General features: G+C 46.8%; 19 protein-coding genes. 4 read left to right on the forward strand and 15 right to left on the reverse strand.

What is annotated here, in order from left to right:
• Positions 1–53: 53 nt before the first annotated feature.
• The 11 genes from J8N69_RS06060 to J8N69_RS06110 form a co-directional block, all read right to left on the reverse strand.
• Positions 54–1046: a BMP family lipoprotein gene (locus J8N69_RS06060; protein WP_168824869.1), complete on the reverse strand. Its 993-nt coding sequence runs from the start codon at positions 1044–1046 to the stop codon at positions 54–56.
• A 244-nt stretch (positions 1047–1290) separates the two neighbouring features.
• Entirely contained in the window at positions 1291–2109 is an 819-nt protein-coding gene (gene mutM / locus J8N69_RS06065) for a bifunctional DNA-formamidopyrimidine glycosylase/DNA-(apurinic or apyrimidinic site) lyase (protein WP_168824871.1), read from the reverse strand.
• Positions 2110–2282: 173 nt separating this feature from the next.
• A complete protein-coding gene (gene rpmG / locus J8N69_RS06070) occupies positions 2283–2453 on the reverse strand; it encodes a 50S ribosomal protein L33 (RefSeq protein ID WP_011978459.1) in 171 nt (56 codons plus the stop codon).
• 11 nt (positions 2454–2464) lie between these two features.
• A complete protein-coding gene (gene rpmB, locus J8N69_RS06075; RefSeq protein ID WP_024023742.1) occupies positions 2465–2701 on the reverse strand; it encodes a 50S ribosomal protein L28 in 237 nt (78 codons plus the stop codon).
• Positions 2702–2930: 229 nt separating this feature from the next.
• A complete protein-coding gene (locus J8N69_RS06080; RefSeq protein ID WP_168824873.1) occupies positions 2931–3593 on the reverse strand; it encodes an anthranilate synthase component II in 663 nt (220 codons plus the stop codon).
• 11 nt (positions 3594–3604) lie between these two features.
• On the reverse strand, positions 3605–5029 hold the full coding sequence (locus J8N69_RS06085) for an anthranilate synthase component I family protein (RefSeq protein WP_168824875.1): 1425 nt from the start codon (positions 5027–5029) through the stop codon (positions 3605–3607).
• The gene (locus J8N69_RS06090; protein WP_168824877.1) at positions 5026–5256 is read right to left on the reverse strand and encodes a Trp family transcriptional regulator; all 231 of its coding nucleotides are present in this window, start codon (positions 5254–5256) and stop codon (positions 5026–5028) included. The genes J8N69_RS06085 and J8N69_RS06090 overlap by 4 nt, the downstream gene beginning before the upstream one ends.
• 227 nt (positions 5257–5483) lie before the next feature.
• Positions 5484–5936 (reverse strand): type II 3-dehydroquinate dehydratase, encoded by a 453-nt coding sequence (gene aroQ, locus J8N69_RS06095; RefSeq protein ID WP_168824879.1) that lies wholly within the window; start codon positions 5934–5936, stop codon positions 5484–5486.
• A 47-nt stretch (positions 5937–5983) separates the two neighbouring features.
• Positions 5984–6916 carry an AEC family transporter gene (locus J8N69_RS06100; protein WP_168824880.1) on the reverse strand — a complete coding sequence of 311 codons (933 nt, stop codon included), beginning with the start codon at positions 6914–6916 and terminating at the stop codon, positions 5984–5986.
• A 49-nt stretch (positions 6917–6965) separates the two neighbouring features.
• The gene (locus J8N69_RS06105; RefSeq protein ID WP_168824882.1) at positions 6966–7667 is read right to left on the reverse strand and encodes a GntR family transcriptional regulator; all 702 of its coding nucleotides are present in this window, start codon (positions 7665–7667) and stop codon (positions 6966–6968) included.
• 131 nt (positions 7668–7798) lie between these two features.
• A complete protein-coding gene (locus tag J8N69_RS06110) occupies positions 7799–8659 on the reverse strand; it encodes a shikimate dehydrogenase family protein (protein ID WP_227803995.1) in 861 nt (286 codons plus the stop codon).
• A gap of 338 nt (positions 8660–8997) precedes the next feature.
• Between J8N69_RS06110 and J8N69_RS06115 the strand changes: the two genes are divergently transcribed.
• The 3 genes from J8N69_RS06115 to J8N69_RS06125 all read left to right on the forward strand — a co-directional run bounded on the left by J8N69_RS06115 (position 8998) and on the right by J8N69_RS06125 (position 12403).
• The gene (locus J8N69_RS06115; RefSeq protein ID WP_168824884.1) at positions 8998–10212 is read left to right on the forward strand and encodes a LysR family transcriptional regulator; all 1215 of its coding nucleotides are present in this window, start codon (positions 8998–9000) and stop codon (positions 10210–10212) included.
• Positions 10213–10361: 149 nt separating this feature from the next.
• A complete protein-coding gene (locus J8N69_RS06120) occupies positions 10362–11309 on the forward strand; it encodes a Gfo/Idh/MocA family oxidoreductase (protein ID WP_168824886.1) in 948 nt (315 codons plus the stop codon).
• Between the two features lie 113 nt (positions 11310–11422).
• Positions 11423–12403, forward strand: a complete 981-nt coding sequence (locus J8N69_RS06125; protein ID WP_168824888.1) for an aldo/keto reductase — start codon at positions 11423–11425, stop codon at positions 12401–12403.
• Positions 12404–12516: 113 nt separating this feature from the next.
• Here the strand turns inward: J8N69_RS06125 and oadA are convergent, their stop codons facing one another.
• Both oadA and J8N69_RS06135 read right to left on the reverse strand, forming a co-directional pair.
• Entirely contained in the window at positions 12517–14325 is a 1809-nt protein-coding gene (gene oadA / locus J8N69_RS06130; RefSeq protein ID WP_168824890.1) for a sodium-extruding oxaloacetate decarboxylase subunit alpha, read from the reverse strand.
• 18 nt (positions 14326–14343) lie between these two features.
• Positions 14344–15759, reverse strand: a complete 1416-nt coding sequence (locus J8N69_RS06135; protein WP_168824892.1) for an acetyl-CoA carboxylase biotin carboxylase subunit — start codon at positions 15757–15759, stop codon at positions 14344–14346.
• A gap of 172 nt (positions 15760–15931) precedes the next feature.
• On the opposite strand from J8N69_RS06135, the gene J8N69_RS06140 reads away from it, so the two are divergent.
• Positions 15932–16882: a LysR family transcriptional regulator gene (locus J8N69_RS06140; RefSeq protein WP_168824906.1), complete on the forward strand. Its 951-nt coding sequence runs from the start codon at positions 15932–15934 to the stop codon at positions 16880–16882.
• Between the two features lie 111 nt (positions 16883–16993).
• Here J8N69_RS06140 and J8N69_RS06145 read toward each other — a convergent pair whose 3' ends face one another.
• Positions 16994–17842: a class III extradiol dioxygenase family protein gene (locus tag J8N69_RS06145; RefSeq protein WP_168824908.1), complete on the reverse strand. Its 849-nt coding sequence runs from the start codon at positions 17840–17842 to the stop codon at positions 16994–16996.
• Positions 17842–18204, reverse strand: a complete 363-nt coding sequence (locus tag J8N69_RS06150) for a protocatechuate 4,5-dioxygenase subunit alpha (RefSeq protein ID WP_168824910.1) — start codon at positions 18202–18204, stop codon at positions 17842–17844. The genes J8N69_RS06145 and J8N69_RS06150 overlap by 1 nt, the downstream gene beginning before the upstream one ends.
• Between the last annotated feature and the right edge of the window lie 20 nt (positions 18205–18224).

The raw sequence follows: 18224 nt of genomic DNA on the forward strand, positions 1-18224 counted from the left end.
AGGGCAAAAAAAACAGCTACCTACCAACGTAGATAACTGTTTCCGTCTGCAACTTAGTAGTTACACGTATTATCAGACATGTAATCGTGTACTTTAATGTCACCGCTGATAATTTTCGCACGAATATCACTGACCTTCGTTTTCATTTCCTCGGTAATGAGATTCACATTATGCTCATCCTGAGCCCAATCAACACCACCTTCGGCTAAACCAAGTACCACTAAACCCGGCTCCCAAGTACCCGCCGCCGCGTCTTTGTAAGTCTTATAGGCCGCTTCATCCACTCGCTTAACCATAGAGGTCAACATGGTGCCTGGCTGAATGTGGTTTTGGTTTGAATCGACACCAATCGCCAATTTGCCTTCGTCTTTTGCCGCTTGGTACACACCGATACCTGTGCCGCCCGCCGCCGCAAAGACAACATCTGCGCCTTTAGAGAACTGGCTCTTAGCAAGTTCAGAGCCCTTTGTTGGGTCATTAAAGGCCGCGCCAGTGGAACCCGTCATATTTTGCAGAATGGTCGCGCTAGGCGACGCGTATTTCACCCCTTGCTCGTAACCACAACCAAACTTACGAATCAGAGGAATATCCATCCCACCGACAAAACCAACCGTATTGGTTTTCGATGCCATAGACGCTAGGGCACCAATCAAAAAGGACCCTTCATGTTCTTTAAACACCACCGACTGAACATTTGGCAGGTCAATCACACCATCAATAATAGTGAACTGAACGTCTGGAAAATCTTTCGCGACCTTCTCTACCGCCGACGTCATATTGAAGCCAACGGTAACAATAGGAGAATAACCGCGCTTAGCAAGACGACGTAAACCTTGTTCTACCTGTGCTTCGTTTTTCGGTTCAAATTCGCGTACTTTAATACCAGTATCCGCGATGTACTTTTTAACGCCGTTGTAAACACCTTCATTAAAAGACTTATCGAATTTACCAGCTTGGTCATAAACCACTGCAGGTTCGGTTGCCGCGTGAGCCATGCCCGATGAGATGGCCAGCGCCGTGACTGACGCAAGAAAGACTGCTTTCATTCCAATTCCTCTTATATGTAATTTAATCTAGGTACAATTTAATCAAGGCAATAAATCTTGCCTAACTGGTCAAAAATAAACCCATTAGCAGAATACCGCAATGTAATCTGCACATTTCAAGCAACATTTTTACGCCTATCGTCCATCTGATAGGCGTTTTTCGCAGACCGACACGCTCAACCTTCGCATACCGGTACTTCAACCATAGTCGATAGCAATTCTTATGCCTACTATACACAAATGGTCAAGATTGGCATTGGCTACAAAATACCGTACTGCGCTGGGCTTGGCGGATCTCTTTAAGGGGAGCGCTACAGACTAAACAAGGCTTTTCCGCTCGACCATAAACCGCCAGCTCCTGCTTAAAATAACCTGGCTTACCATCACCACCAACAAAGTCTTTTAACGTCGTACCGCCCTGTTTAATAGCCGCCGCCAGCACCACTTTAATGCACTCAACCAAACGCGCCAAACGGGCTTTACTAACCTTACCAGCCAAACGATCAGGACGAATCCCCGCTTTAAACAAGGCCTCATTGGCGTAAATATTGCCAACTCCCACCACAACCTTACTGTCCATAATAAAGGTCTTAATGGGAACCTTACGACCTTTGGCACGCGCAGATAACATATCGACATTAAACGCTTCAGATAAAGGCTCAGGCCCCAGATGCTTTATTAGCGCATGTTCGTTCCAGTCATCTGTGGTCCACAGAATCGCACCAAAGCGACGAGGGTCGGTATACCTTAGCCATACGTCATCATCGGCAAAACAAAAATCCACATGATCGTGAAACAGCGGCGGCGTCTCGGCAGGGACAAAATACAAGCTACCTGACATGCCTAAATGAACAATCAAGGTGCCTTTTGAGGTATGAATACCAATGTATTTGCCACGTCGAGAAAGATGCGTGATCTCTTGACCCAGCATCTCTGAGCTTAGCTCTGGTGTAATCAACCAACGCAGCTTTGGCTGACGAATATCGACCCTAGCAAGCGAACGCCCCACTAGCTTGGGCTCAATGCCTCGTAACGTGGTTTCTACTTCTGGTAATTCTGGCATGATTGACCTCAATGATGACCAAGTACAGACAATACTGAGTAAATAAATAAAGCGCCGCTAACAACGACAGAAAACATACTGACCAAATGAACAACTTTCTTCTACTACTATCTTTATACTAGATACAAAAAAACCGACTCAATGAGTCGGTTCTTTTTGACAAAAAACAAAAATTATTTAATTTTCGCTTCTTTGTACATAACGTGCTTACGTACCACTGGGTCAAACTTTTTCATTTCAAGTTTGTCAGGAGTATTTCGCTTGTTCTTGTCAGTTGTGTAAAAGTGACCAGTACCAGCAGAAGATACCATGCGAATTAGATCGCGAGCGCCTTTAGAAGCCATGATTCAGATCCTTATACTTTTTCGCCGTTAGCGCGCATTTCAACAAGTACTGTTTCAATGCCCTTTTTATCGATAATACGCATACCTTTAGAAGATACACGTAAACGGATGTAGCGGTTTTCACCTTCGACCCAAAAACGGTGCCAATGAAGGTTAGGAAGAAAACGGCGCTTAGTACGACGCTTTGAGTGAGAAACGTTATTACCTGTAATAGGACGTTTCCCAGTAACTTGACATACGCGAGACATAATTAAATACCTTTTGCTATCCAGAAAGATTATTGGAAGTGTTTCACTTCCTCAGGCGGAGCATGATTCCTTATGAATCAAAAAAATCCCATACCGAGGATATAGCGGCGCGCATTTTCCCATAAGCTCACCCATTGAGCAATTCTTTTGTTAAAAAATGATCAATTCAACAACCTAATGCGAAGCGAGGCTTGGATTCAGCAACGACTCCCCAACCCTCTCCCGTCCATCAAACCTGAAACAGGAAGTTTTTGATCAGGTCTTTACCGCCTTCTGTTGCGAAGGATTCTGGGTGAAATTGAATGCCTTGAATCGGGTATGCTTTGTGGCGAACGCCCATCAGTTCAAATGCTCCGCCTTGATGAATCGTGGCGATATCCTTGAAGTCGGCTGCTTTTAAATCTCCCACCGAGGCAGTGACTTCCAATACGTCTGGAAAGCTTTCGGCTTGCGCGATGAGCGAGTGATAACGCATGACTTCAAGCTGATCTGGAATGTCATGAAAGATGCCTTCGCCGTTGTGCGTAATCGGGCTGGTCTTGCCATGCATTGGCAAGGGCGCTTTCACCACCTTGCCGCCGAACACATGACAAATACCCTGCATGCCTAAGCAAACACCCAGCAATGGAATGCTTTTGCCAAACTCTAAAATCACCTCTGCACAGACACCAAAGTAAGCCTTGTCGTCTGGCGAGCCTGGCCCTGGAGAGATAATAATCCGATCTGGCGCCGCGGCACGAATGTCATCTAATGTCACTTCGTCGTTGCGTTTGACGATCACCTCAAAGGCGTCCATCTTGCCACGGCTTTTTTCGGTTTCCAGCACTTCACCAATAAACTGATACAGGTTGTAAGTGAAGGAATCGTAGTTGTCGATAATATACACTTTCATGTCGGCTTCCCTTACGCTTTGTCTTGTGTGTTGGCTGGTGCAAAACTGTCTAGCACACGTTTGGTGCCCGCAAATTTGCGTTGGATTTCTTCGTATTCGTCTTCAGCGTTTGAGTCATAGACGTTACCGCCACAAGTTTGCACATAGGCTTTGTTGCCCTTGGCGAAAACAGTACGAATTGGAATGGCAAACATGCAATCGCCATTGAAAGAGAACTGACCGACCGCACCGCCATAAGGGCCGCGGCCGTCGTTTTCCAAATCGTCGATGATCTTCATCGCTTCGATTTTCGGCGCGCCCGTCAAGGTTCCGGCAGGAAAGTTACTCGCCAATGCGGAGAACATGTCGTGATCTTCCGCCATAATGCCGACAATTTCGCTGGAAATGTGTTGAACGTGGCTAAAACGTTTAATGTCCATCAAACTACGCACTTTCACTGTACCGAAGCGCGCCACGCGGCCAATGTCGTTACGGTGCAAGTCGACAATCATATTGTGCTCGGCGATTTCTTTTGGATCATTCAACAAAGCACGAGCCAATGCCGTGTCTTCTGCCGCGTCTTTACCACGCTTCGCCGTGCCTGCTAATGGAAAGGTTTCCATTTCCCCTTGGCGCACACGGAACAACAATTCTGGACTTGCGCCAATCACTTTTTGCTCACCAAACTTGATGTAATACATTTGCGGTGAAGGATTCACTTCGCGCAATTGTTCGTACAAATTAATAGTATCGCCTTCCATATCGAACCATTTTTTAAAGCCCACTTCACACTGAAAGATTTTACCTTCGATGATGTCTTGCTTCACCTTAGCGACTGCATTCGCATGATCCGCTTTGCTCATGGACTCACCCGCTGGCGTGACCACAAAGGGACCATTTGCAGGCGTTGGTTCTGCCATCATGGCGTTCACCAAGCCCACACGGTTTGCGTCACCAGACTCGTCTTCATAGTAGAAGTAAAAAACTTCGCCTGTCATCTTGTCCAAAATCAGACCGTCTTTGTACAAACCAAAACGAAACGCATCAAACATCTCGCTCGATTGCAGATCCAAAGTCGGCTCAAAATAGTTCATGCTGTCGTAACCAATATAACCCGTTAAACCACCAGCAAAACCGCGCGACAAAATATTCTGCGGCACAATGTCACGCAGCAAATAATAAGGGTTATCGGATTCGAAAGATTCCGTGCGGCCGTCCCGTTCTTGGATAAACAGCTGTTTACCTTCGGCCCAGATCAGCTTTTCAGGGTCAAAACCAATAATCGAATGGCGGGAAATAAAACTCTCTTCGCCAAGGGATTCCAACATAAAGCAGTTCTCAAAACGCTTCTCGACCTTCTTAAACAAGTCAAAAAAATCACCGCTAGAACTGATAGTGACGTACTTAGGCTTACGCGGCAGCGAGATGCGCTGCGGCTTTTTATGGTATGAATTCATGCTTCTTTTAATTCCTTTAATGCTCGGGAACCACGGGTCACCGTGGCAATGCCCACCCCCAATTGCTTGGCAATATCGCGCTGTGGCACGCCTTGCTCCAATAGGGAAAATATTTGTAATCTGTGCTGCATCTCGTTGATTTCATTCGGCGTTAACAAGGCTTTTAAACGCTTTTCCAACACCGCGTCATCACCGGCCTCGGTTAAAAACTGGAGCAAATCTTTCATAGGTACTTCTACTTAATAAAGCAGTTATGTATTCACGTACTAGTACATTATATTTTTACGCATTATTAAGCAATAGCTGAGCGTTAAGCGGATGTTCTTTTTCGATCTGATTTTTCACTCAATAAAAGCGTACCAGAATGAGGTTGAGAGCGAAAAAAATACCGAATGCCTTCTGCACAATCAGCAGTAGCATTCGGTATTTTTGTTTTCTCTATTTGAACTGAGTCTTAGGCTTTGAGTTTATGCACTAACCCTTGAATACCTAATACATAACCTTGCACGCCCATGCCGACTACAATTCCTGCAGCGGCAGGCGAGATATAGGAATGATGACGAAATGCTTCACGAGCGTGTACGTTGGAAATGTGTACTTCGATTACCGGCACGTCGGCGCCTTTTATTGCGTCGTGAAGGGCAATAGAAGTATGCGTGTAAGCACCTGGGTTGAAGACCACACCCAACACGTCACCGGCTTTAATACGACGACCCGCTTCATGAATGAGGTCAATCAGCACGCCTTCATGATTTGATTGGTGACATTCTACCTTGTGGCCTAGTTTTTCTGCAGCATCACCACACATACTTTCCACGTCGGCTAGGGTTTCGTAGCCATACGTTGCTGGCTCACGAGTTCCCAGTAGGTTTAAGTTTGGGCCGTTTAATATCATAATAGTAGACATAGTAATTTTTCCTTAACATCCGCGTAAAAATGCAATCGTCCGTGCCGTTACACCAAAAAGCGCAGCAACACGCTTAACGTAAAAAACGACAATACCGTTGTGATCAGCAAGGTGCTCGCACAAAAACTCTGCTCACCATATTCTCCCCCCACAATCGGATAAATACTTAACATCGGTACCGAAGCCAAAATAATCATCGCTGTTTTTAAATCGTTTGGCATATTAGGCGCCAATAACAAGAGTGCTGCCACCACCATGGGGAAGAAAATCAATTTCGCAAACGCCACCAAAGACATTTCGCCAATGCTGCCTTTTATTGACAACCCCACTAATGAACCACCGATCACAATCAATGCCGCTGGGGCGGAGCCCATCGCAAGCATGTCTAGGCCTCGCATCATAAATACCGGAAAGCTCACTCCCAGCAAAGCACATACGATCCCACTAAACACCGCCAAGATAATAGGATTACTGACAACTCGCTTCAGCACTGGCAGCAAAACGCCTTGACCATTTGCGCTGCGTTTTCCCAATACCGTTTCGATAAAAATAAGACTCACAGGAAACAAAATGATATTTTCCACCATCACGGCCATCGCAAAAGCATGCACCATTGAATGATCGAAAAACTGCAACAATATGGGAAAGCCTATAAACGCGCTGTTTGGCATCGCGGCGCCAAGCCCGCGAAGGCCGCAACGCTCCCATTGCCTACGAAACACCATTCGGCTCAATAGGACGGTAAACACAAAGGACGACAGCCCGCCTGCAGCGTAAATTAAAATATAGTCTGGGTTAATTAACGCTTGAAGATCCATACTCAGCAGCTTGGTAAAAACCAACGCTGGCAAGGCAAAATACATGACAAATTTACTCAGCCCCGGCAAAAATTCTTTGGCAATAAAACCAAGGCGAATCCCCAAATAACCAAGCAAAATCAGAAAAAAAATCGGGGCAGTAATATTGATTACGGCTTCCATGTCACGCGGTCCTCACTGTGTTTCATCATTCGTCGACTAGCTCCTTTCATTAAGCAGACACTCTCGTTTTGACAGGCGTAGCTTCTGGGTCTGGCAAGACCAAGCCTTTTTGAATATGTGAATCTAACATGGCCAATACCGCATCAAGATCATCATCAAGAAGGGATTTGAGCAGCTTTTGATGCTCTTGCACCGACGCTTGCCCACGAAAGGGACGACGGTGCAACGCCAACACTTGATAACGCATATACAGCTCAATCACTGACGCGTGATAACGAATCAACTGTTGCGAACCACAATGGGACACCATGGTCACATGAAAGTCCCGATCCGCTTTTTCCCATGCCTGAACATGGCTGGCTTCATCATCCAACATCTGCTTTTCAACACAATTTAAGCGAAAATGCGCGCTGATCAGTGCGGATTTCCATTCCATATGACCTTGTTTGTTCGCCATCGATTTACACACGCCTGACAACTCTAGCATTTGTCTCAGCTCTAATAATTCACGCAAATCTGCAGTAGAAACCGGCTTTACCGAAAAGCCTTTTTGATCAACGAACAACACAAAGCCGTCTGACACTAAGCGCATCAAGGTTTCACGCAAGGTATTCACACTGGCACCATAACGAATACGCAAAGCGTTTAATTTCAGCTTTTCACTTGGCGCCAACTTGCCCGTCACTATGTCTGAACGCAGCTGTTCATAGACAGATTGCCCAACCAATTTGCGCTCATCAGAATTAATCATAAAAAATCTATCGGCCTTTTCGTTTTTATAGTAATCGCCAAAAAGTAACCACATTAAAAAACGCCATGCGGCGTCTTTAATTGTGTCTTCTCATTGGTCATTCTATGAATTTATTGGCGTGCCAACAATCTCTAGATCAACGAACTCGTCACATCGTACTTTTTACGAAACTGATCCCAAACCGGCTTCACATCCGTCACTGCTTGGCCGGTGAAAATTTCGAAAGCATCAATACCTTGATAAAAGAACAAATCAAAACCTGACACTATTTGCAGACCTTTTTTATTCGCAGCCACCAAAAATTCCGTATCCATTGGGGTATAAACCGCGTCAAACGCCCATTTTTGACCTTGAATCAGCTCAGCCGCCAATGGCATGCCGGGGCTTTTCAAATGGCCAACGGGGGTACAATTTACCAACCCATCGACTTGCGCCGCCGCTTCAGCAATGTCCTCTTTCGCCACGACACGCGCCTTGTAACCCGCTTCGTTAATAGCATCCACCAACGACTGCGCGCTGCGCTCGCTCAAATCGGTCACTAAAACTTCTGTTGCGCCCACTTCAAACAAAGCAAAACCAATCGCACGACCGACACCACCCGCGCCAATCATCAGCACTTTACCAGCGCGGGAATGTCCCATTCGACTTTTATAGCCGCGAATAAACCCAGTGTAATCAGTATTAAACGCACAGACTTTGCCGTCTTTTAATAACAAGGTATTACTGGCACCCACCTTCTTCACCGCGTCGTTTACTTCGTCTGCGCTGTCGATGGCGATTTGCTTATAGGGAAAAGTAACGTTAGTACCGACAAAGCCTAAGGCACGAATTTCCGCCAACTTGGCATGAAAAGACGCCGCCGTATCGTCTTCCGGCACCTGCAACTGGTAATCCACCGGCAACTGATTAAGCTCACCCAACATCATGTGTAAAGAAGGAGATCGAGAAGCGGCAATTGCCTGACCAATTAAACCTAAATGTAACATTGTCATTGTCTCCAACGTATTCCAAAAAAGATAGCAGAAGCCTATACCAAAACTCGCGTTTTGTTGTATGACAATTTGGACTGTATTTTGAGTGGAAAAATTATATCAGTATTGGCAACCACTAAACGGCATCGTTTGTTATGGCGACAAACCTTGATCCATATCCAGTTTTTCCTATTTGAAAAATAGAATAGCCTAATTAAACAGTATATTATCAATAGGATAAAACTCACCCTATAGAGTAAGAAACAGCCTTTTTATGGGTTGTTTATATTCATTCAGTGTCCATTTAACACCCATTTAGCATTCATTTTTGATATAGTTATTAAAAATAAGGAGGTCTTATGGAGATCGCAATTCCCAACTTACGACACTTGCGTGTCTTTCTCGCGGTAACGGAGTTAAAAAGCATCACCCGAGCTTCCGAAAGCATTTTTTTATCTCAGCCCGCTATCACGCAAGCTATCGCCAAGCTAGAAGGCTTACTTGGCGCGGCCTTGTTTGAGCGCCACTCCGATGGCATGTACCCCACGCCCTCTGGCGATATATGGCAAAAACGTGTCAGTCGTGCACTCGACCATATTCATAGCGCGACACAAGAGATAGTCAAAGACAACAGCCCCAAAGATCGCAGTCCAAAAAACTTAATGTCCTTAATCAGCACCACGCAGTTAAGAGCGTTAGTTGCCGTCAGTGAAGCGCAAAACTTTAGTATTGCCAGTCGTAACTTGTCGGTATCTCAATCGTCGGTGCACCGTGCTGCTCGCGACTTAGAAAAGTTACTTGGCGTGGTGTTATTCGAAAAAAACAGCCTAGGCACCAATGTAACAAAAGCGGCACAAACTTTAGCGAAAGCCACTAAATTAGCCTTCAGTGAACTACGCCAAGGCATTTACGAAATCAATGCGTTACAACGCAAAGACGTCAGTATGATCACTGTCGGCAGTATGCCTTTGGCGCGGATGACAATTCTACCCAAATCGATTTTGCAATTTAACGAGCGCCACCCCGACGTCAATATCAACGTCACCGAAGGTCCGTATGCTGATTTACTGCATCACTTACGCCAAGGCGACATTGATATTATCTTGGGCGCATTGCGTCACCCGTCTCCCGCTGACGATGTGGTGCAAGAAGAGTTGTGGGCGCCGCCGCTGTCTGTGGTGGCTCGTAAAGATCATCCCTTAATGAACAAAAACACCATTAGCGCAAAAGATCTGGCTGAGTTTTCCTGGGTGGTTCCCGCCAAAGGCACACCGACTCGACACGCTTTCGAAGACATTTTCAAAGACGCTGGTGTCGCCTTGCCAACACGCTTGGTTGAATCCAGTTCACAGATACTGATTCGTGAATTGTTAATCGAAAGCGATCGATTAACCCTAATTTCAGCACACCAGGTGGAGCGAGAAATTAATATTGAATTGCTCAGCGTGATCCCCTTTCCGCTGGAGCACACACGTCGACCGATTGGGCTTTGTGTGCGCAAAAGCTGGCTTCCCACTCTCACTCAGTCTCACTTTCTGAGTTTATTACGAAAAATTTCAGAGCATTTTCGTTAACAGCGTATCGATGCCATTGCAAAAAATGAATATCCCATGCGGTTAATGGATTATCCCGATCGGGGATCGAATGTTAGATTTGTCATTAATATAGACTTGAGGATGTCATTTCCTCACCACTAAACCCTCGTATTTTTAGGAGCAGACGAATGAGAATTTGTATCGCTGGTGCATCAGGCGCTTTTGGCATGAAACACATGGACGCCATTGCGGCGATCGAAGGCGCAGAAGTCGTTTCTGTGGTTGGCACAAAAATCGAGACGATTAAAGCCTTCGCCGAAGAGCGTGGCGTTATCCACTACACAACAGACCTCGCTGAAAGCTTGGCTCGTGACGATGTCGATGCCGTTATCCTAGCCACCCCAACGCAAATGCACGCGGCACAAACTATCCAGTGTCTTGAAGCGGGCAAACACGTCATGTCTGAAATCCCCATGGCAGACAACATTGAAGACGCGCGCAAAGTAGTCGCAGTACAGAAGAAAACCGGCCTAGTGGCCATGGCAGGTCACACTCGTCGTTTCAACCCTTCACACCAATGGATTCATAACAAAGTCATGGCGGGCGAACTCACCGTCCAACAAATGGACGTGCAAACCTACTTTTTCCGCCGTTCCAACAAAAATGCCCTTGGCCAAGCGCGCTCTTGGACAGACCATCTACTATGGCACCATGCTTGCCATACAGTAGATTTGTTCCAATACCAAACCGGTGAAACCGCCAGCAAGGTACAAGCACTACAAGGTCCAATCCACCCTGGACTTGGCATTGCCATGGACATGAGTATTGGCCTAAAGGTGCCTAACGGCGCTATTTGTACTCTGTCTTTGTCTTTTAATAACGACGGTCCATTCGGTACTTTCTTCCGTTACATCTGCGACAATGGCACCTATATCGCCCGTTATGACGATTTGTTCGACGGCAGCGAAAACAAGATTGATCTCTCTGGCGTGGCGGTGTCAAACAACGGCATCGAATTACAAGACCGCGAATTCATTGCGGCGATTCAGGAAGGCCGCGCGCCAAACGCTTGCGTCACTCAAGCCATTGACGCCATGGAAACCTTACACCGCCTAGAAGAATGTCTAGAAGCCTAAGTCGCCATGTTCTAAAATGACTCAACGACACTTTAAAGCGACAGTGCTCTAAAACGACTCAACAACACTCAAACAGGGAGCTTCGGCTCCCTGTTTTTATCAAGGATTTTGTTATGTCAAAACATCCCCATTTAGCCAACCCAAACATCGGCCTAGGCTGCATGAATTTATCCCATGCTTATGGCTCACCCGTGGCCGAAGAACAAGCCATCGAAGCCCTTCATCAAGCCTTTGAAATGGGCTATCGCCACTTTGATACCGCGACCTTGTATGGCGCTGGTAACAATGAATTATTGGTCGGCAAAGCACTGAAAGACCGCCGCGATGAATTCTTCCTTGCCAGCAAATGTGGCATGGCCATGGTGGATGGCAAAAAACAGATTAACGGCCGACCTGAAAACATTCGTAAGCAATGCGAAGACAGCTTAAAACGCCTACAAACAGACCACATAGACTTGTACTATTTGCATCGCTTAGACTTTAACGTGCCCATCGAAGAAACCACAGGCGCGCTGGGCGAGTTAGTCAAAGAAGGCAAAATCGGTGCGATTGGCTTATCGGAAGTGTCAGCAGACACCCTAACCCGTGCTCATAACGAATTCCCCATTAGCGCCATTCAGTCTGAATATTCATTGTGGACACGCAACCCAGAAATCGCCGTGTTAGAAGCCTGCAAACGACTGGATATTACCTTTGTGGCTTTCAGCCCATTGGCGCGTGGTTTTTTAACCGGCACATTACAAGACGTTGCTGATTTAGAAGCCAAAGACATTCGTAACAACATGCCACGCTTTAACGCCGAGCATTACCCTAACAATTTGGCGTTGTTAAACGACTACTTTGCCCTTGCCAAAGACATTGGCTGCACACCAGCGCAACTGGCCTTGGCTTGGCTGACCGCAAAAGACAGCAATATTGTCCCTATTCCGGGCACTCGTTCGGTTAACCATATGAAAGACAATTTTGAATCCGCGCAATTGAAGCTGGATGCCAAACAAGTCAGCTTGCTTGATGAAATGATCCATCAAAATAACGTCCATGGCACGCGCTATACCGCCGCGCAACAAGCCGAAATAGACACCGAAGAGTTCTAAAAACGAAAGCGCTCTAACAGCAAAAAACGGCTAACAAAAAGCCCCTTTACTATTTATCTAGCAAAGGGGCTTTGTTTACAAACGCTTTTTCAGGACATTAACCGTGCTTCGATTTACACAATCTCAATCAGTGTTTCACCCGGCGTGACTCGGTCGCCTTTTTTAACGAAAACGCCTTTTACCGTCCCCGCCACATTGGCGTGCACTTCGGTTTCCATCTTCATGGCTTCCGTGACCAGTACCGCTTGACCCGCCGTCACTGTGTCGCCTTCGGCTACCAAGACATCAATAATATTACCCGGCATGGCCGCGCTAACGTGACCTGGTTCCGTCGCGCGAGATCGGCCTGTGCTGCCTTCCGACACGTATTCATTCAGCGATTCAAACACCACTTCTTCTGGCATACCGTCCAAAGACAAATAGAGCTTGCGTTTGCCAACCCCAAAGTCACCCACGCCGGTGATTTCGACATTGTAGATTTCACCATGCACATCGATCTTATACTCAGTTGCCAAACCACCCGCTACTGCGCCTTGGCCCGCTTGCTCTGGTGGCAACAAGACTTCTGGCACCAAGCTGCCATCGGCACGTTGTTGCAAGAATTCACGGCCTAACTCAGGGAACATCGCATAGGTCAGCACGTCTTCTTCCGATTTTGCTAACGCGCCAATGTCATTGCGTAATTTATAGAGTTCAGGCGACAACGAATCCGCTGGGCGAGTGTCGTTCACCGATTCGTTACCCACGGCTTTTTTCTGCACGTCTGGATTCACCGTGGCGGGCGGTTGTCCGTAGCCACCCAGTAAATAGCGTTTTACTTCATTAGTGATGGTTTTATATCGCTGACCCGCCAACACATTATAAACCGCCTGCGTGCCAACGATTTGCGAGGTTGGCGTGACCAATGGCGGATAACCAAGATCTGCTCGAACACGCGGAATTTCGGCAAATACTTCACGAATTTTGTCTAAGGCATTTTGCTCTTTTAACTGATTCGCCAAGTTCGACATCATCCCGCCCGGTACTTGGTTGATCTGCACCGACACATCTTCGCGAGTAAATTCGCTTTCAAATTGATGGTACTTTTTGCGCACCTCGCGGAAGTAATCGGCAATCTCTGACAACAAGGCCAAATCCAGCCCAGTGTCGTAATCCGTGTCTTTTAATGCCGCCACTTGAGATTCGGTCGCCGGATGGCTGGTTCCGCCACCAAAGGACGAAATAGCGGTATCAATACGATCGGCACCGGCCTCGATGGCTTTAAGCTGACACAAAGGCGCCAAACCTGAGGTTGAATGGCTGTGTACCACCAAAGGCAAATCCACCGCGTCCTTGATCGCTTTAACCAAATCATAGGTCGCGTAAGGCGTTAACAAGCCAGCCATGTCTTTGATGGCGATAGAATCCGCGCCCATGGTTTGCATGGCTTTGGCTTGCTCAACAAACAATGCCAGCGTGTGAACAGGGCTAGTCGTGTAACAAATGGTCCCTTGGGCATGTTTACCAGCTTTTTTCACCGCTTTCATCGCGGTTTCGATATTGCGCAGATCGTTTAAGGCATCAAAAATACGGAACACATCGATACCGTTATCGGCCGCTTTTTGTACAAAAGTTTCCACCACATCGTCAGCATAATGGCGATAGCCCAGCAGGTTTTGACCGCGCAGCAGCATTTGCAAACGCGTATTGGGCAAAGCGGCACGCAATTGGCGCAAACGCTCCCAAGGGTCTTCTTTCAAAAAACGCACGCAAGCATCAAAGGTTGCGCCGCCCCACACTTCTAACGACCAAAAGCCCACTTGATCGAGCTTTTCACAAATCGGCAGCATGTCTTCCGTACGCATACGCGTGGCGATAAGGGATTGATGCGCATCACGCAAGGTCACATCTGTCACTTGTATTTTTTGTTTAATCTGACTCATTTTCTTCCTCCTGCGGATTTATCGACCAAGGTGCGCGGCAATAGCGGCGGCAAGCACAAGTGCAATGTCACTTGGATCACGTTTAACGGAATAATTTAACAATTCTGGGTGCGCTGGCACGAACCCTGTATTGAACTTACCTTTAATAAAGTCGGGGTGTTTGAGAATTTGCTGATAATAATTCGCCGTGGTTTTGATGCCATGCAACCGCATATCATCAATGGCACGACGACCTCGCGCCACCATTTCATCCCAGGTCAAAGCCCAGACCACCAGCTTCAAACACATGGAATCAAAATACGGCGGAATCTCGTAACCGGTGTAAATCGCCGTATCAACACGAACCCCCGGACCGCCCGGCGCATAATAATGGGTAATGCGGCCAAAACTGGGTAAAAAATCGTTCTTCGGGTCTTCTGCATTAATACGAAATTGCATCGCATAGCCACGATAATGAATGTCTTCTTGACGAAAACTGAGCGGCAAACCCGCCGCAATACGAAGCTGCTCACGCACAATATCGACACCGGTAATTTGCTCGGTAATAGTGTGCTCAACCTGTACCCGCGTATTCATTTCCATGAAATACACTTCATTGCCAGACAGCAAAAATTCCACCGTACCGGCGTTAACATAGTTCACCGCTTTGGCAGCCCGCACCGCGAGATCACAAATATATTGACGTTGCTCTGGTGTTAGTTGAGGGCTTGGGGCAATTTCGATCAGCTTTTGATTGCGACGCTGAATCGAGCAATCGCGCTCAAACAAATGCACCGTATTGCCTTGAGAGTCGGCTAATATCTGCACTTCGATATGGCTAGGATCAACAATGCATTTTTCTAAAAACACTTCCGCAGAACCAAAGGCTTTGGTGGCTTCTGAAATAACCCGAGGATATTGAGAGGTTAACTCTTCTGGCGTGTCGCAACGTCGAATACCTCGACCGCCACCACCAGAGGTGGCCTTGATCATCACCGGATAACCCACTTTCCCGGCTAAGGCGATGGCTTCATCAAGGTTCGCCAAGTTGCCTTCTGACCCCGGAGTAATCGGAATTCCTGCCGCGCGCATGCTGTCTCGAGCTTGGGTTTTATCGCCCATTTTGTGAATAACAGACGAATGAGGGCCGATAAACGCCACGCCTTTTTGCTCACACAATTCAGCAAAATGCGCATTTTCAGACAAAAAACCATAGCCTGGATGAATCGCATCACAGCCCGTCTCGACGGCTAAATTGACCAAACGCAAAGGATCTAAATACCCGGCAAGTGGATCATCACCCAATGAATAAGACTCGTCCGCGCGCTTAACATGCAGAGCGTATCGATCCGGCTCGGTAAAGATCGCCACAGAGCGAATCCCCGCTTCTGAACAAGCGCGAATGATACGAACCGCAATTTCACCTCGGTTAGCGATCAACACTTTTTTTAACATGAGTCACTCCTTTCTTGTTGGAAAAGACCAGTGCACAGCTTTTGCACAATGTCTCTGTCTATTCAGACTACTCAAAGACTAACCAAAGTAAAAATTGATATTTCGACAGCTATGTATAAGCTATACCTGATAGATAAGGGTCTGATAGATAAACCAAGAGGAATCAAAAACAATGCCTCAAAGCGTACAAAGTTTGGTCAGCCGTCTTACGTTTAGACAACTGCAAGTGTTTAAGAGTGTTTATGAATTGAGCAGCTACAGCCGAGCAGGCGACATGCTAGGCTTGAGCCAACCCGCCGTTAGTCACCAAATACGACAACTTGAGCAAGCACTTCAACAACCGCTGTTTGAATACGTCGGTCGCCAGCTTTACAGCACCGCAACCGCTAATCGTCTCGCACAATGTATTGGCGCTATGTTTAATGAAATCCAAAGCTTTCAAGATGACTTATCCGCAGAAACGGGGCTGATTGCAGGTGAATTAACCTTGGTGGCGGTTAGCACGGCACAGTACGTCGTGCCCTATTTGCTTCGAGCCTATACCAGCTTGCACCCCAAGGTAACCATCAATGTTAAGGTTATGAACCGCGCCGCTGCCATTGAACGGCTCAATGAAAGCCATGACGAATTAACGATTATGGGCTTGGTGCCAAATGACAAGCCTATCGTTAGCATCCCTTTTTTAAACAACGAGCTGGTCGCCGTGGTGCCTCGAAATCACCCTCTTCTCGCGCAGCAAGAGGTCACGTTAAATCATTTTTTAGAACACAATGTATTACTAAGAGAAGCGGGCTCTGGCAGCCGATTAGCGCTAGAACTGCACTGCCAAAAACAACGTGTTCGCCTACAAGCGGAGATGGAAATTGGCTCGAATGACGCCATAAAACACGCGGTTATTGCAGGGCTTGGTGTGGCGGTATTACCAAAGCTGGGCATTCTTTCCGAACTGACTCTGGGCGCCTTGGTCGAAGTCCCTATCAAAGACTTTCCCCTACGTCGTTCTTGGTGCCTAATCCATCCGCAAGCTCGTCACCCAACTCCAGCCATGCGCTCTTTTATCGATTATATCCAACAAAATATTGGTCAATTTGAAACCATGTTCTCTCGAATGGCAGACATCTAATCGCCACCACAAGATGCCACTCAAAAAAATCCGCTACGGCGGCGACCATAACGGATTTTTATTCTAGAGGTTGTTTCACAAGCGTTGTTTAAATACTTTTAGCTTAAGAGGTTATTTCGGCATCTCGTGCTCAAGCAACAGCAGCCCTGCACCGGTATTGGAAATCGGGGCATGATAATTACGATGCAACTCCGTTACCTTACCGCGTAACACGCCACGCATGGCGATCCACATGTTCAGCTCAACGGTTTGCGCGCCGCCGATTTTGACCAAATCTAAGTTAGAGTATTTGGTTAATTCTTCAGGGTTCGTCACCAGTTTATCCATGCACTCAAGGTCAAACTTGCGATTAAGTGTCCCCGCCGCTTCACCGTCTAATTGATGGGACAATCCTCCTGTGCCGAAAATAGCCACGGTCATGTCCGAATCAAACGACTCAATCGCCTTACCAATCGCTTTACCCAATTCAAAACAGCGCCAAGGCTGCGGCATCGGGTATTGTTCGCAGTTAATGCAAACTGGAATCACCTTCACATGGCCATAATTATTACCCGGCCACATCAAGCTCAGCGGCACCGTCAAACCATGGTCAACTTTCATTTCTTGGCAAATGGTCATATCAAAACCATCGTCTACCAAACTGTTGGCAATGTGCCATGACAATTCAGATTCGCCGGTGACAGGCGGAATGGTCGCAATCCCCCAACCTTCATCCGAATTGTGGTATTCGTCTGCTACGCCGATGGCAAACGTGGGCTTTTTATCAATAAAAAACTCCAAACCATGATCGTTATAAAACAACACAATCACGTCTGGTTTTTTCTCATTTAACCATTTACGCACCGGAGGATAACCATCAAAAAACGGTTTCCAATAAGGCGTGTCTTCTGCTTTATTGGCCATTGCATTAGCAATCGCTGGGATATGGGACGTTGTGACCGCGCCAATAATATTCGCCATTATTCTTCTCCTGAACCGCGTTTAACCAACATCGCTTTAAAGTCATCAAGACTCATACCCGTTTGGATTGCGCCGATGTCTTGCATGTTGAGTTTGAGAAGGCCGGCGAATTTCGCCACGTAATAAATACTGCCACCTTCTTGTAATAAGCCAATGATATCGCGCTCATGAATGGCTTCAATCTGTTTTTGGGTTAAGCCAAACTTTGCGCAGTAAGCATCTGGGTCTTTATTGAACTCATCGCGAGCGCTTTGCTCGTTAAAAGAGAAGCACATTTTATTCAGCCCATAGCCTTTCTTCGCCATCTTGCCATCGAACAGGTAAGTACCGGGAACAGGCTGAGAAGGATCTTTAATTGTCATGGTTAACACCTTTTATTTTG

The organism is Marinomonas profundi, assembly GCF_020694005.1.
GTDB lineage: Bacteria > Pseudomonadota > Gammaproteobacteria > Pseudomonadales > Marinomonadaceae > Marinomonas > Marinomonas profundi.